Annotated in this window: 14 protein-coding genes; 4 read left to right on the forward strand and 10 right to left on the reverse strand. The window is 64.4% G+C overall.

The window, feature by feature from the left end:
* Positions 1-78: 78 nt before the first annotated feature.
* From neuC to ACFSM0_RS10640, 3 genes are read left to right on the forward strand one after another with little or no spacing between them, the layout of a single operon-like run.
* A complete protein-coding gene (neuC, locus tag ACFSM0_RS10630; RefSeq protein ID WP_377390134.1) occupies positions 79-1,212 on the forward strand; it encodes a UDP-N-acetylglucosamine 2-epimerase in 1,134 nt (377 codons plus the stop codon).
* Complete coding sequence (locus ACFSM0_RS10635) at positions 1,205-2,476, forward strand: 3-deoxy-D-manno-octulosonic acid transferase (RefSeq protein WP_377390136.1); 1,272 nt, start codon at positions 1,205-1,207, stop codon at positions 2,474-2,476. The genes neuC and ACFSM0_RS10635 overlap by 8 nt, the downstream gene beginning before the upstream one ends.
* Positions 2,467-3,780, forward strand: coding sequence for a 3-deoxy-D-manno-octulosonic acid transferase (locus ACFSM0_RS10640; RefSeq protein WP_377390138.1), 1,314 nt, complete (start codon positions 2,467-2,469; stop codon positions 3,778-3,780). The genes ACFSM0_RS10635 and ACFSM0_RS10640 overlap by 10 nt, the downstream gene beginning before the upstream one ends.
* Here the strand turns inward: ACFSM0_RS10640 and ACFSM0_RS10645 are convergent, their stop codons facing one another.
* The 8 genes from ACFSM0_RS10645 to ettA all read right to left on the reverse strand — a co-directional run bounded on the left by ACFSM0_RS10645 (position 3,781) and on the right by ettA (position 10,384).
* Positions 3,781-4,728, reverse strand: a complete 948-nt coding sequence (locus ACFSM0_RS10645; protein ID WP_377390140.1) for a Gfo/Idh/MocA family protein — start codon at positions 4,726-4,728, stop codon at positions 3,781-3,783.
* Entirely contained in the window at positions 4,722-5,507 is a 786-nt protein-coding gene (locus ACFSM0_RS10650) for an SDR family NAD(P)-dependent oxidoreductase (protein WP_377390142.1), read from the reverse strand. The genes ACFSM0_RS10645 and ACFSM0_RS10650 overlap by 7 nt, the downstream gene beginning before the upstream one ends.
* Entirely contained in the window at positions 5,504-6,214 is a 711-nt protein-coding gene (locus tag ACFSM0_RS10655; RefSeq protein WP_377390144.1) for an acylneuraminate cytidylyltransferase family protein, read from the reverse strand. Before ACFSM0_RS10655 ends, ACFSM0_RS10650 begins: the two co-directional genes overlap by 4 nt.
* Positions 6,215-6,595: 381 nt before the next feature.
* Positions 6,596-6,817 carry a 50S ribosomal protein L31 gene (gene rpmE / locus ACFSM0_RS10660; protein ID WP_097070985.1) on the reverse strand — a complete coding sequence of 74 codons (222 nt, stop codon included), beginning with the start codon at positions 6,815-6,817 and terminating at the stop codon, positions 6,596-6,598.
* Positions 6,818-6,828: 11 nt separating this feature from the next.
* The gene (gene rplS, locus ACFSM0_RS10665) at positions 6,829-7,203 is read right to left on the reverse strand and encodes a 50S ribosomal protein L19 (protein WP_377390146.1); all 375 of its coding nucleotides are present in this window, start codon (positions 7,201-7,203) and stop codon (positions 6,829-6,831) included.
* 272 nt (positions 7,204-7,475) lie between these two features.
* Positions 7,476-7,802, reverse strand: a complete 327-nt coding sequence (gene cutA / locus ACFSM0_RS10670) for a divalent-cation tolerance protein CutA (RefSeq protein WP_377390148.1) — start codon at positions 7,800-7,802, stop codon at positions 7,476-7,478.
* A gap of 118 nt (positions 7,803-7,920) precedes the next feature.
* Complete coding sequence (locus ACFSM0_RS10675; protein WP_377390150.1) at positions 7,921-8,724, reverse strand: DUF3800 domain-containing protein; 804 nt, start codon at positions 8,722-8,724, stop codon at positions 7,921-7,923.
* A 4-nt stretch (positions 8,725-8,728) separates the two neighbouring features.
* Positions 8,729-10,384, reverse strand: a complete 1,656-nt coding sequence (ettA, locus tag ACFSM0_RS10680; RefSeq protein ID WP_377390152.1) for an energy-dependent translational throttle protein EttA — start codon at positions 10,382-10,384, stop codon at positions 8,729-8,731.
* Positions 10,385-10,506: 122 nt separating this feature from the next.
* Here ettA and ACFSM0_RS10685 point away from each other — a divergent pair, with 122 nt between their 5' ends.
* On the forward strand, positions 10,507-11,268 hold the full coding sequence (locus ACFSM0_RS10685; RefSeq protein WP_377390154.1) for a zinc ribbon domain-containing protein: 762 nt from the start codon (positions 10,507-10,509) through the stop codon (positions 11,266-11,268).
* Between the two features lie 73 nt (positions 11,269-11,341).
* On the opposite strand, the gene ACFSM0_RS10690 is transcribed toward ACFSM0_RS10685, so the two are convergent.
* Positions 11,342-11,548, reverse strand: coding sequence for a cold-shock protein (locus tag ACFSM0_RS10690; protein WP_377390156.1), 207 nt, complete (start codon positions 11,546-11,548; stop codon positions 11,342-11,344).
* 179 nt (positions 11,549-11,727) lie between these two features.
* Complete coding sequence (rimO, locus tag ACFSM0_RS10695; protein ID WP_377390158.1) at positions 11,728-13,122, reverse strand: 30S ribosomal protein S12 methylthiotransferase RimO; 1,395 nt, start codon at positions 13,120-13,122, stop codon at positions 11,728-11,730.
* Between the last annotated feature and the right edge of the window lie 100 nt (positions 13,123-13,222).

Consider the following 13,222-nt stretch of genomic DNA (forward strand, 5'->3'; position numbering starts at 1 on the left):
GCCCAAGGCTTCTTGCCCTTTTCTTGGCGGCGCAGGACGTTTATTCCTGCGCCCCAGACCCGTTCAGAAAGCGCCCCGATGACCCAGCCCATGCCCCGTTCGATCCTGTTCGTCACCGGCACCCGTGCCGATTTCGGCAAGCTCGAACCGCTGGCCATCGCGGCGCGGGACGCGGGCTTCCGCGTCTCCTTTTTTGTCACCGGCATGCATATGCTCTCGCTCTACGGGCTGACAAAAATAGAGGTGGGCCGGATGCAGGGCGTCGCGGTGCACGAATTCCTCAACCAGCGCATCGGCGACCCGCAAGACACGATCCTTGCCAAGACCGTTGCGGGCTTTTCCGATTTCGTCATCGAGCATCGCCCCGATCTGGTGGTGATCCACGGCGACCGGGTCGAGGCGCTGGCCTGCGCGCTCGTCTGTGCCATGAACTATGTCCGCTCCGCGCATATCGAGGGGGGCGAGGTCTCGGGCACGATCGACGAGATGTTCCGCCACTGCAACACTAAGCTCTCCACGCATCACTTCGTATCGTCGGACGAGGCCAAGCGGCGCGTGATGGGCCTTGGCGAACCCGATGCGAATGTCCATGTGATCGGCTCGCCCGAGCTTGATTTCCATGCCGGTCCCTCGGGCGTCACGCTCGAGGCGGTGCTTGAGCGCTACCAGATCCCCTTTGCCGATTACGGCATCGTCACCTTCCACCCGGTCACCTCCGAAGTTGCAACGATGGGGGCGCAGGCGCAGGGGCTCTTTGGCGCGCTTGAGGCGAGCGGGCGCAATTTCGTGGTGATCGCCCCCAACAACGACCCCGGCTCGGAGGCGATTTTCGCCGAGCTGCAAAAGCTTCCCCGCGCGCGGTTCCGCCTGATCCCCTCAATGCGGTTCGCGCATTTCTCCGAGCTGATGAAACACGCCGCCTGCATGATCGGCAATTCCTCGGCGGGGGTGCGCGAAGCGCCCTTCCTTGGCGTGCCCTCGCTCGATGTGGGCACGCGGCAAACCAACCGCGCCGAGGCGCCCTCGATCTGCAAGGCCCCGGCCTCGGACCGCACCGCGATCACGCGCTTTCTGAGCGACGAATGGGGCAAGCGCTACCCGTCCCACACCGCGTTCGGCACCGGGCGCGCGGCGGAACTTTTCCTGGAAACGCTGCGCGATCCGGCGTTCTGGACTGCGGGTCTGCAAAAGACCTTTGCCGATCATGGCTGACACGGGGCGGGCGCTCGGCGCCGCCTATCTGGCGGCAAGCCGACTTCTGGCGCCGCTCGCGCCGGTGCTTTTGCAACGACGCCTGGAGCAGGGGCGCGAAATCCCCGGGCGCTGGCGCGAAAAGCTGGGCGAGCCCGGCCTGCCGCGCCCTGCGGGGCGGCTGGTCTGGCTGCATGCGGTGGGGCTTGGCGAGACCATGGCGCTGCGCGGGCTCATTGCCGCGCTTGAGACGCGCGCGCCGGATCTGGCCTTTCTCGTCACCTCCTCGACGCGGGGATCGGCCGAAGTCTTTGCCCGCGACATGGGCGCAACCACGCGCCACCAGTTCCTGCCGCTCGACATCGCGCCTTACTGGGCGCGGTTTCTCGACCATTGGCGGCCCGACCTTGCGATCTGGTCAGAGCAAGACCTTTGGCCCGGTGCCATGTTCAGCGCCGCCAAGGCAGGGGTGCCACAGGCCCTCGTGAATGCGCGGATGAACGCGCACAGCTACAAAAAGCGCCGCCGCCTCGCCCCCGTTTACCGCGCCGCCCTGAGGCAATTGGCCCTGACCGATGCGCAAGACGCCGCCACGGCCCGGCATCTGGCCGCGCTCGGGGCAGAAAACGTCACCGTTTCGGGCTCGCTCAAACCCGCAGGGCCGCCCCTGGGAGCCGATGGCGCAGAGCTGGCCCGGCTGCAAGCCCGGCTGGCCGGGCGCCGGATCTGGCTTGCGGCCTCAAGCCACCCGGGCGACGAGGCCGAAGCGCTCGCCGCGCTGGAAACCGCGCCCGCCGAGACCCTTCTGATCCTCGCGCCGCGCTTTGTGGAGCGCCGCGGGGAGATCGCTGCCGATCTTGCCGCGCGCGGGCTTCCCTGCGCGCAGCGCTCAAAAGGGGAATTGCCCGCAGCGGATACGCGGGTCTTCCTCGCCGATACTCTGGGCGAAATGGGGCTCTGGTATCGGCTCGCAGAGATCGCGCTGATCGGCGGCGGCTTTCGCGATGCCATCGGCGGGCACAACCCCTGGGAGGCGGTGCAGCTTGGCTGCCCGGTGCTGCACGGCCCCGACACGGGCAATTTCCGCGCCGATTACGCCGCGCTCGATGCCGCAGGCGCGGCGCGCCCGGTGGCACTCGGCGGGCTCGCCGCCGCGATGCCGCCCCCCGCAGAGGCGGCAGAAATGGCCGCGCGCGCGCGCACCCTCGTTGGCTCGGCACAAACGCGGGTCGCAGATCTTGCCGCGCGCCTCACTGCCGTGATGGAGGCCGGACCATGCCGTTGAAGCTGCGCCTTTTCCTTGGCCTCTGGTCCGCGCTCTGGACGCTTGGCCTGCCCTTCATCCTCGCCTATCTCCGCCGCCGCGCCCGCAAGGATGCCGTCTACGGAGCGCATCTGGCCGAGCGCTTTGGCCGCTATAACGCGCGCGTGCAGGGCGCGATCTGGGTCCATGCCGTCTCCTTGGGCGAGCTCCGCTCTGCCGTGCCGCTCGGGCGCGCCTTTCTGGCGCGCGGCGAGCGGCTCGTGATCACCTGTTTCACCCCCGCCGGGCGGCGCGAGGCAGAAGCCGTTTTTGCGCCCGAGCGCGCGCAGGGCAGGGTTCACGTGGTCTGGGTGCCGTTTGAAACGCAATGGGCTTACCGCGGTTTCTTCAAGGCGTTTCGCCCCAAGCTCGGCCTTGTGATGGAGATCGAGATCTGGCCGCGGATGGTGGCCGCCTCTCGCGCGGCGGGCGTGCCGCTGTTCATGTGCAACGCGCAATATCCCTCCCGCGCGATGGCGCGCGACGGGCGTGGCCTGCGGTTGCGGCAAGAGGTGATCCGCCAGTTTGCCGGGGCCTTCGTGAAATCGTCGCTGCAGGCGGAGCGCTTCGCCTCGGTGGGCGTGGCAAATATCGCCATCACCGGAGAGCTGCGCTTTGAGCAGCCGATCCCCCCTGCCCTGCGCACCGCAGGCCAGCACGCCCGGCGCGCGCTCGGGCTGGAGGGGCGGCGCGTCATTGCCTTTGTCAGCACCGTCGAGGGCGAGGATGCGACCTATCTTGAGGTGATGACGCGGCTGCGCAGCACCGCCGAAACGCCGTTCTTCCTTTACGTGCCGCGCAAGCCCGAGCGCTTTGGCATCTGCGCGGAGCTGATCGCCGAGGCGGGATTCTCACGGATGCGCCGCTCCACAGACCTGCCCGCAACGCTCGATGAGCACACCGCCTTCAGCGCCCCCGCCACACTCCCCGAGGTGCTGCTGGGCGACAGCTTGGGGGAGATGTATTTCTACCTCGCGATGGCGGATCTCGTGGTTGTTGGCAGCGGCTTCACGCCCAAGGGCGCGCATAACATCATCGAGCCGCTGGCAATGGGCAAACCTGTTTTCACCGGGCCGGTGATCTGGCCGATCGAATACCCGTTCCTCGAAGCGGAAGCCGCAGGCGTTGCGCGCCGCCTGACCACGGCCGAAGACCTCGCCACCGCGCTGGCCAGCCCCGATTTGCCAAGCCCCGCGCAGATCGAGGCGTTCTTTGCCGAGCACGCAGGCGGCGTTGAGCGCTTTTTTGCTGCGCTGCCGGGCGCGCTGGCGCGGGCGCCGCGCTGATCACCCCATATCGAGCGCGACATGGCCCTGAAACGCGCGCCGCTCCCAAGCCTCGGCCACCAGCCGGTCGGTTGCGAGCGTCTTGGCAAGGCGCGGCGCATGGGCGGTGATCTCCGCCCCCTCCCCGGTGCGCACGAGCGTCAGAAAATCCGTCATCGCCGCAAGAAACATCTCATTGCGCTCAAACGGAAAGGCCTGGGTCTGCGCCCCCTCGGGGGTGACAAAGCGCAAGGAGGGCACGAGGAAATCAATCTCGATATTGCGCGAAAGGCCCCGCAACCGGGCGCGGCGAAGGAACACCGGCGAGAGGTAATCCATGCTCACCGTGCCAATCGCCCCGCCGGGGGTTGCGAGTTGCAGCGTGGTGGCAAAATCGACACCCGGAAATTCCGCATGGCCGAGGCTGTCCACCGCCCGCAAGGCAAGGCCGGGAAACAGCATCTGCGCCATGTCGAGCTCATGCGACAGGTCAAGCAGCACGCCGCCCCCCTCGGGCCGCGCGGCATAGCTGTCGCCAAAGCGCCAATTGGGCCGCCACTGGCGCACATCATGGCCGATCTCGAAGCTGAAGGCGTAGATGTCAGAGAGATCTTCGGCGGCCAGCGCACGCATCACCGGGTGGTAGCGCATCATGAAGCCGACCATGGAGCGCTCTGCCACCGGCGCGGCCGCCTCATGGATCGCGTCCAGCTCCGCACGGCTCCATGTGAGCGGTTTTTCCACGTAAAACGGCAGCCCCATGCGCGCGCACAGCGCGATCAGATCCAGCCGGATCTGCGTTGCGGTGGCGATGACAACGGCATCAAGATCGCGCCGCGCCGCAAAGGCTGCGGCGTCGAAGTCACGCCAGCCGATATGGGCCACTTTGGCGCCAAGCTCGGCAAGGTTGCCCGCATGGCGCCGCCCGATCGAGCCCGCACCAATCACCGCAACATGGGGGCTCACCATGCGGAGAACCCACCATCGACGTTGAGCAACTGCCCGGTGATATAGCCCGCCTGCGCCGAGCACAAAAACAGCATCGCATCGGCGATCTCGTCGGGCTTGGCCATCCGCCCCGCCATGATCAGCTCGCCCACGCGGCGCTGGAACTCGTCCGAATGGCCGTTGAAAACGGCGCCCGGCGCAATGGTGTTGACGGTGGCCTTGCGCGGCGCCCAATAGCCCGCAAGCCAGACGGTAAGGCCGTGAATGCCGGCCTTGCTGACGCCATAAGCCGAGAAGTTCTTGAACGGCATGCCGTCATAGATCGGGTGATGCGCGCCATTGAGCGCATACATCGAGGCGACGTTGATCAGCGTGGCCGGGTAACGGCCCACGATGTCACGATCCATCTGCCGCGCGATCATGAAAGCGCCGGTGAGGTTGGTGTGGAGCGTGCGCTCGAAATCGGCAACGGTCGTGTCGCAAAAATCGGGGAAGCTCTTGCCGGCCCCCATCAGCATCTCGCCGGTGATCGCGGCATTGTTGAGCACGACGTTCGGCTCCCAGCCATCCGTGATCACGCGCTGAAAAATCTCTTCGACCTGCGCTTCCTCGCCCACATCGAGCGTGTAAAAGCGGAAGTTCGCGTTGCCCTCATGGGCCGCCTGCAGCGCCTCGGCGCGGTGGCCGGGCAGGTCGGTCGCCACAACGCGCGCGCCCTCGGCGAGCATCCGGCGCACATAGGTGGAGCCGAGCACACCGCCCGAGCCGGTGATGAAAATGGTGCGGTCGGTCAGGCTCATTGGGCGCTCTCCGGGTTCAGACGCTCGCTCATGAGCATCTCGACAAGTTTGAAATCGAACGGGCTGTCGATATCGAGACAGCGTTCGGGCGGCATCTCGAAGGGGATCACCCGGCCCTCGTAAATGGCTTGGGCGCGCCGCAGATAGGCGGCGTCAAGCACATAGGTGGAGGCGGCATGCTCCCAGACCTTCGGCGCCGCCTGACGCGACCAGACGCCCCCGGGCAGCGGCTTGGAGACATGGAGCGCCCCGGTCTCGTCGGCTTCCACAAGGTTGAAGTAAGGGTTCTTGCGCGCCTCGCAGACGCTCATCACCATGTCGGGCTTTTGCGCCTGAAAAAGCGCGATGGCCCCGGCCAGATCTTCGGGCAGACGCAGCGGCGCGGTGCAATCAAGATCGACAAAGACATCAACCGCAGCCCCGAGCCTGGCCTCCGCCGCCGCAAGCGCATGCTGCCACACCCCCCATTTGGGCGCGGCATCGGTGGCAAGATGCGCAGGCCGAAGCCCGATCTCGAGAGCGCCCCTGGCAACGGCATGCTCATAAATGCGCGCGTCATCGGTCGAGACGACAACCGCATCGATGGCAGGGCAGGCAAAAAGCTGATCAAGCGACCAGTCGATCAGCGGCGTGCCGCACAGCGGCCGAAAGTTCTTGCCCGGAACCCCTTTCGAGCCCTTGCGGGCGCCGATATGGCCAAGGATCATCTGCAACTCCATCTTGTGGCGGGGGCCTGCGGGCAGTTGCGGCTTTATAGGACGGGGCGCGCGCCGAAGGAAGAGTGGGGCGCCAACACGTCTTGATGATCGGCTCGGGCAGGAGCGCCCGCCCCACCCGCGCGCTCCGCCGCAACCTCGCCCCAGAGCCTGCACCGCCGGGCAAAGCACCAGCCGTCCCCGTCGATCCTCAGGCCGGCCCCCCGTCGTGCAAAGGTGGCGGCCCGAATGCCATGGCCCCGCTGATCTTCGACTTTGTGCAAATATCCTAGGGGGTCCGGGGGGCAACGCCCCCCGGCGGGTCGCTTCGGCCTGCCGAAGCGAAAAGGGGCGCCAATGGCGCCCCTCTCACATCCGCTGCTGTGCTCAGGCTCAGAAGCCGAGGCCAGCGTATTTGTTCTTGAACTTCGACACACGCCCGCCGGTGTCCATCAGCTTGGCCGAGCCGCCGGTCCAGGCCGGGTGCGCGAGCGGGTCGATGTCGAGCGCCATCACGTCGCCTTCCTTGCCCCAGGTGGAGCGGGTCTGATACTCGCTGCCATCGGTCATCTTGACGGTGATGAAGTGATATTTGGGATGGGTATCGGCTTTCATCGATCCGCTCCTTACTCGGCTTTGGGCTTGTAGTTGGTGACTTCGGCGATCCGGGCCGATTTGCCACGGCGGGCGCGCAGGTAGTAGAGCTTCGCGCGGCGGACACGACCACGACGCACCACTTCGATGCTGTCGATGTTGGTCGAGTAGAGCGGGAACACGCGTTCCACGCCTTCGCCGAACGAGATCTTGCGCACGGTGAAGGAGGCGGCGATGGTCGCGCCACCCTTGCGCGCGATGCACACGCCTTCATACATCTGCACCCGCGAGCGCGTGCCTTCGGTCACCTTGTAGCCGACGCGCACAGTGTCGCCAGCCTTGAAATCCGGGATCGTCTTGCCGAGCGCGGCGATCTGTTCCGCCTCGAGTTGTGCGATCAGATTCATCGCATGTCCTTTCGTTGCTTGCGGTTTGTTCCGCAAAGGTGATGCCGCCCGAGAGCTCCGGTCTTCGCCCGGGTCCGCCATCAGGCGCCCGCCGGAGGATCAGATCGTCTTTTGCCAACCTTCCCTGAGGCCCTCACGCGGCCACCGAAGCAGGTGGCCACAGGCAACAGGGTAAGGGTCCGAGGGCCGATTCCGGTCCGGACCCGCGCGGAATACGGCGAAAGCCACGCCCGATCAAGAGGGTTTGTGCCCCAACCGCGCCGGGGAGCGCTTTATCGGGTCTGCGCTTCCGCCCAGGCGAGGTAAGCGGGATTTGCCGCGACCCTATCGGTCAGGATCATCGGGCAGTCATAGGGATGCAGCCGCTCGATCTCGGCCACAGCCTCTGCAGCCCGTGCGGGCGTGGTTTTCAGCCAGAGCATCACCTCGGCGCTCGCCTCCTGCGCGCCGTTCCAAGTGTAAAGCGAGGTTCCAGGCGGCGCGATATGGGCGCAGGCTATGAGCCGGGCGTGAAGCAGCGCCTCGGCAAGGGCGCGCGCCGAGGCGGCATCGGGGAGCGTGGTGTGGATGCGGGTGAGGGTCATGGCGGAAGGAGACATTGAAAGTTAGCTTTTGTGATACTATATTAATGTTGCGGGCAAGCGCTGGAGCAAATCCGAGTTGCCATCCGGCAGCAGCGTCCTGAGCGGCGTGACACAGGATCCAGGGGCCCGCACTTCATATCAGGATATCGAACAGTGACCGCACTTCGGGTTTGGTCAATGATGCTTTCGGAATGATCGTAATTCCCGTTCCCTTGATACGCGGCGTCCTGAGATAGCGTCGCGAAAGAAGCGCCGCGTAGCGAGGCTCAGTATCGCCATAAGGGTTTAGCTCAAGCCCCGCGTAGGTCGCGCTGGTGATCAGGTCGGCGATTTGAAGGCCAGCCCTGTTCGCATGGTCTTCAACCTTGATGTCTTCAGGATTGAGAACATCCCAGCGGATAGACCGCGCCGGGGGGAGTTTTTCTCGCCCGTCCCGCATGAGATAAAGGTAGTCACGCATTACGGCGTAATCAGTCCCGCCGCGCTTTGAAAACGTCACATGCACCTTGCATTTCCGCCCGGATCTTTCACTCCGCTCGACACAGGCGAGCGAGACACGTTCCAATAGCAGGCGTACTAGATAATTATAGAGATGCCCCCTTGACTTGTAGACGGCCAGAGCTTCGGGGCTCAGATCGGGAATCGTCGTCTTGTCCGAACAAATCACGCATGCACCGACCGGCTTCCCAGACAAATGTCGGCAGGCCGCAACCTTTTGTTCATGCTTCAAATTCTTGAAGTGCAGATCACGGCGCCCCTTTTGGGGGAACATCGCCATGATATCGTCACGCCATCTTGGCAATAAGCGGTCGTTTTCCTTCGAAACGACCGCTGCCCCGAGGAGCAACCAGTTTGATTGCCCCCCGGAGTTTGAAGACCGAAGCTTGCCAAAGCCTTCGTCTCCCGCCTCATCAATATAGACGAAATACTCATCCAAGCCCTTACCGCGAGAACTTCTTGTACTTCACGCGCTTGGGCTCCACCGCATCCGGGCCGAGGCGGCGGATCTTGTCTTCTTCGTAATCCTCGAAGTTGCCCTCGAAAAATTCCACATGCGCCTCGCCCTCGAACGCGAGGATATGGGTGCAGAGCCGGTCAAGGAAGAAGCGGTCGTGGCTGATGATGATCGCGCAGCCCGCGAAATCTTCGATCGCGGCTTCAAGCGCCTGCAGCGTTTCCACGTCAAGGTCGTTCGTCGGTTCGTCGAGGAGCAGCACGTTGCCGCCTGATTTCAGCAGCTTCGCCATATGCACGCGGTTGCGCTCCCCGCCCGAGAGCAGGCCCACCTTCTTCTGCTGATCGCCGCCCTTGAAGTTGAAAGCACCACAGTAAGCGCGCGAGTTCACCTGCGCATCGCCAAGCTCGATCATCTCCGCCCCGCCGGAAATCTCTTCCCAGACGGTCTTGTTCGCATCAAGCGCGTCGCGCGACTGGTCGACATAGGCCAGCTTCACCGTGTCGCCCAGCGTGATCGCGCCCGCATCGGGGCTCTCTTGCCCGGTGATCATGCGAAAGAGCGTCGATTTCCCGGCGCCGTTCGGGCCGATCACGCCAACAATCGCGCCCGGCGGGATGGTGAAATCGAGCCCTTCGATGAGCTGGCGGTCGGCATAATGCTTGGCCAGCCCCTCGACCTCGATCACCTTGCCACCAAGGCGCGGCCCGTTCGGGATGATGATCTGCGCGGTCGAGATCCGGTCGCGCTCGGACTGGTCGGCCATTTTCTCATAGGCCTGGATCCGGGCTTTCGACTTGGCCTGACGCGCCTTGGCACCGGCGCGGATCCATTCGAGTTCCTTCGCCAGCACCTTTTGCTTGGCCTTGTCCTCGCGGCTTTCCTGCTCGAGGCGCTTGGCCTTTTGCTCAAGCCAGGCCGAATAATTGCCCTCATAGGGGATGCCGCGGCCCCGGTCGAGTTCGAGGATCCAGCCGGTGATGTCGTCGAGGAAGTAGCGGTCGTGGGTGACGATCAGGATCGTGCCCTTGTAGTCGATCAGGTGCTTTTGCAGCCAGGCGATGGTTTCGGCGTCAAGGTGGTTGGTCGGTTCGTCCAGAAGCAGCATGTCGGGCGCTTCAAGGAGCAGCTTGCACAGCGCCACCCGGCGCCGCTCCCCGCCCGAAAGGGTGGCCACATTGGCATCGTCTGCCGGGCAGCGCAGCGCTTCCATCGCCACGTCGATCTGGCTGTCGAGATCCCAGAGGTTCTCGGAATCGATCTCGTCTTGCAGGCTCGCCATTTCCTCGGCGGTCTCGTCCGAGTAGTTCATCGCGAGTTCATTGTAACGCGCGAGCTTTGCGGTTTTCTCGGCCACGCCAAGCATGACGTTTTCGCGCACGCTCAGGGCCTCGTCGAGCTGCGGCTCCTGCGGCAGGTAGCCCACTTTCGCCCCTTTTGCCGCCCAGGCCTCGCCGGTGAAATCCTTGTCGATCCCGGCCATGATGCGCAAAAGCGTCGATTTGCCGGCGCCGTTGACCCCCACAACCCCGATCTTCACCCCGGGCAGGAAGTTGAGGCGGATGTTTTCGAAGCATTTCTTGCCACCCGGATAGGTCTTGGAGACGCCATCCATGTGGTAGACATATTGATAGGAAGCCATGCGCGCACCTTTGGAATGGGGGTTTGGAGGCTAGATAGGGGAAATGGGCGCGCGGGGGAAGGGGCGGAAGGGCGCAGTTGGCAAGGCGGCAAGGCTGTTTTAGCCTGTTTTCGGAGGTGCGGATGCGCAAGACCCTGAACCAGCTCTACCTTGGCCGCTCGAAACGCGCGCAGGCGTTCCGCTACGCGCTTTTGGGCTTTGACCTCGTGACGATCCTGTTCGTCATCGCCACCTCCTTCTTTGCGCATACGCCGCTGATCGAAGCCATCGACGCGGTGATCGGCGTGGTGATCGTGGCCGACTTTCTGGCGCGCTTTGCCATTGAGCCGCGCAAATGGCTGTTCTGGGCGCGGTTCTCCACCTGGGCCGATCTGGTGGCGCTGGTATCCTTCCTTGCCCCTATCGCCGGGGAGAGCTTTGGCTTTTTGCGGGTGCTGCGCACGCTCAGGCTGCTCCACGCCTATCAGATGCTCTCGCGGCTCCGGCAAGACTTCGCGCTGTTTTACCGCAACGAAGAGGTGATCCTCGCCACGATCAACTTGGCCGTCTTTCTCTTCGTGATGACCGGGCTGATCTATGCCACCCAGTTTCCCGCCAATCCGCAGATCCAGAATTATGCCGATGCGCTTTACTTCACCGTCACCACGCTGACGACAACGGGCTTTGGTGACATTACGTTGCAGGGCACTTCGGGGCGGCTGCTGTCGGTTGCGGTGATGATCTTTGGCGTCACGCTGTTCTTGCGGCTCGCGCAGGTGCTGTTTCGCCCGCCCAAGGTGCGCAGCGAATGCCCGACCTGCGGGCTCAAGCTGCATGATGCCGATGCGGTGCATTGCAAGCATTGCGGCACGGTGGTGCATATCGACACCGAAGGCTACCTCTGAGGGCAGCCACTCGACCAAAGAAAAACGCGGCCCCGGGGAGGCCGCGCTTCAAATTCCAATGGACCCGAAGATCTCAGGCGAGGGCGAGGTTGATCGCCGATTCGCGGCCGTCGCGGCCTTTTTCGAGATCGAAGGTCACCGCTTGGCCGTCATTGAGGCCACGCAGGCCGGCGCGTTCCACCGCCGAGATGTGGACGAACACGTCCTTGCCACCGGATTCCGGGGCGATGAAGCCGAAGCCTTTGGTTTGGTTGAACCATTTCACGGTGCCGTTGGCCATCCGTTTTCTCCTTTGTCATGCCGCCCGCGAGATTGCGGCGGCCCGGCTCAGTCACGTCACGATCGAGAACTGAAGCCGAAAGGAAGCAGGTCGTCGAGCTAGCGCGTTGCGCGCCCCGATATGCCGCCAAATGCGATGAAAAGCAAGATAATTGCGCGAGACATTATGGCGCGGGGGGATCAGATGATCCGCCCCCAAAGGTCATAGTCAGAGGCCTCTTCGACCTCGACCGTCACCATATCGCCGACGGAAAGCCCCTCGAAGCCCTCGTCAATAAACAGATTTCCGTCGATCTCGGGGGCATCGGCGCGGGTGCGGCACGTGGCGCCCTCGGCGTCGATCGCATCAACGAGCACCTGTTGCAGCGTGCCGACCTTTTCTGCCAGCTTCGCCTCGGAAATCGCCTGCGCCGTCTGCATGAAGCGCTCCCAGCGCTCCTGCTTCAGCTCGGGCGCGATATGGCCCGGCAGGTCGTTCGAGCGCGCGCCCTTGACGTTTTCATACTGGAAGCAGCCAACCCGGTCGAGCTGCGCCTCCTCCATCCAGTCGAGCAGATACTGGAACTCTTCCTCCGTCTCGCCGGGATAGCCAACGATGAAGGTGGAGCGCAGCACGATCTCCGGGCAATCGGCCCGCCAGGCGGCGATCTCGTCGAGCGTTTTGGCGCTCGCGGCGGGGCGCGCCATGCGCTTGAGCGTTTCCGGGTGGGCGTGCTGGAACGGGATGTCGAGATAGGGCAGCACCAGGCCATCCGCCATCAGCGGAACGAGCTCGCGCACATGCGGGTAGGGGTAGACGTAATGGAGCCGCACCCAGGCGCCCGAGGGCTGCGCCAGACGTCCGAGTTCGCGCGCAAGATCTGTGATATGGGCGCGCACCTCGCCCCCCTGCCACGGGCTTGCCTCATGGCGGCGATCAAGGCCGTAGGCGGAGGTATCTTGCGAAATCACCAAAAGCTCGCGCACGCCGGCATCCAGAAGCTTTTCCGCCTCGCGCAGCACCGCATGGGCGGGCCGGCTCACCAGCTTGCCGCGCATGTCGGGGATGATGCAGAACTTGCAGGCGTGGTTGCAGCCTTCGGAGATTTTCAGATAGCTGAAATGGCGCGGCGTCAGCTTCACCCCGGTCGGCGGAAGCAGGTCAACGAACGGGTCGGGCTTTGGCGGCACCGCCAGATGCACGGCATCGAGCACCTGCTCGTATTGCTCGGGCCCGGTCACGGCCAACACCTTGGGATGCACCCCGGTGATGAACGCGGGCTCGGCACCAAGGCAGCCCGTCACGATCACCTTGCCGTTTTCCGCCAGCGCCTCGCCGATTGCCTCAAGGCTTTCCGCCTTGGCACTGTCGAGAAACCCGCAGGTGTTCACGATCACCGCTTCCGCCCCCTGATAGGAGGGCGAAATCGCATAGCCCTCGGCGCGCAGCCGGGTCAGAATGCGCTCGCTGTCCACCAAGGCCTTGGGGCAGCCCAGCGACACCATGCCGATCATCGGCTGGCCCGGACGGGGCGCATCGGAAAAGCGCGCCTGTGGCGCAAGATCGGGGCGGAGGTCGGGCGGATTCTGGCTCATGGGAGCGCTATACACTGGCTTGGGGGGCGGCGGGAAGCGCCGAGATTGCCCCCGGCCCCCCTGCCCGCCCATTAGTCTATTTAAATTACATATATGATTT

Source organism: Rhodobacter lacus (assembly GCF_042683065.1).
GTDB classification, from domain to species: Bacteria; Pseudomonadota; Alphaproteobacteria; order Rhodobacterales; family Rhodobacteraceae; genus Rhodobacter; species Rhodobacter lacus.

Coding starts and splice junctions, on each gene's coding strand:
- neuC (WP_377390134.1), top strand. CDS start 79: ATGACCCAGCCCATGCCCCGTTCGATCCTGTTCGTCACCGGCACCCGT.
- ACFSM0_RS10635 (WP_377390136.1), top strand. CDS start 1,205: ATGGCTGACACGGGGCGGGCGCTCGGCGCCGCCTATCTGGCGGCAAGC.
- ACFSM0_RS10640 (WP_377390138.1), top strand. CDS start 2,467: ATGCCGTTGAAGCTGCGCCTTTTCCTTGGCCTCTGGTCCGCGCTCTGG.
- ACFSM0_RS10645 (WP_377390140.1), bottom strand. CDS start 4,728: ATGGTGAGCCCCCATGTTGCGGTGATTGGTGCGGGCTCGATCGGGCGG.
- ACFSM0_RS10650 (WP_377390142.1), bottom strand. CDS start 5,507: ATGAGCCTGACCGACCGCACCATTTTCATCACCGGCTCGGGCGGTGTG.
- ACFSM0_RS10655 (WP_377390144.1), bottom strand. CDS start 6,214: ATGATCCTTGGCCATATCGGCGCCCGCAAGGGCTCGAAAGGGGTTCCG.
- rpmE (WP_097070985.1), bottom strand. CDS start 6,817: ATGAAAGCCGATACCCATCCCAAATATCACTTCATCACCGTCAAGATG.
- rplS (WP_377390146.1), bottom strand. CDS start 7,203: ATGAATCTGATCGCACAACTCGAGGCGGAACAGATCGCCGCGCTCGGC.
- cutA (WP_377390148.1), bottom strand. CDS start 7,802: ATGTCTCCTTCCGCCATGACCCTCACCCGCATCCACACCACGCTCCCC.
- ettA (WP_377390152.1), bottom strand. CDS start 10,384: ATGGCTTCCTATCAATATGTCTACCACATGGATGGCGTCTCCAAGACC.
- ACFSM0_RS10685 (WP_377390154.1), top strand. CDS start 10,507: ATGCGCAAGACCCTGAACCAGCTCTACCTTGGCCGCTCGAAACGCGCG.
- ACFSM0_RS10690 (WP_377390156.1), bottom strand. CDS start 11,548: ATGGCCAACGGCACCGTGAAATGGTTCAACCAAACCAAAGGCTTCGGC.
- rimO (WP_377390158.1), bottom strand. CDS start 13,122: ATGAGCCAGAATCCGCCCGACCTCCGCCCCGATCTTGCGCCACAGGCG.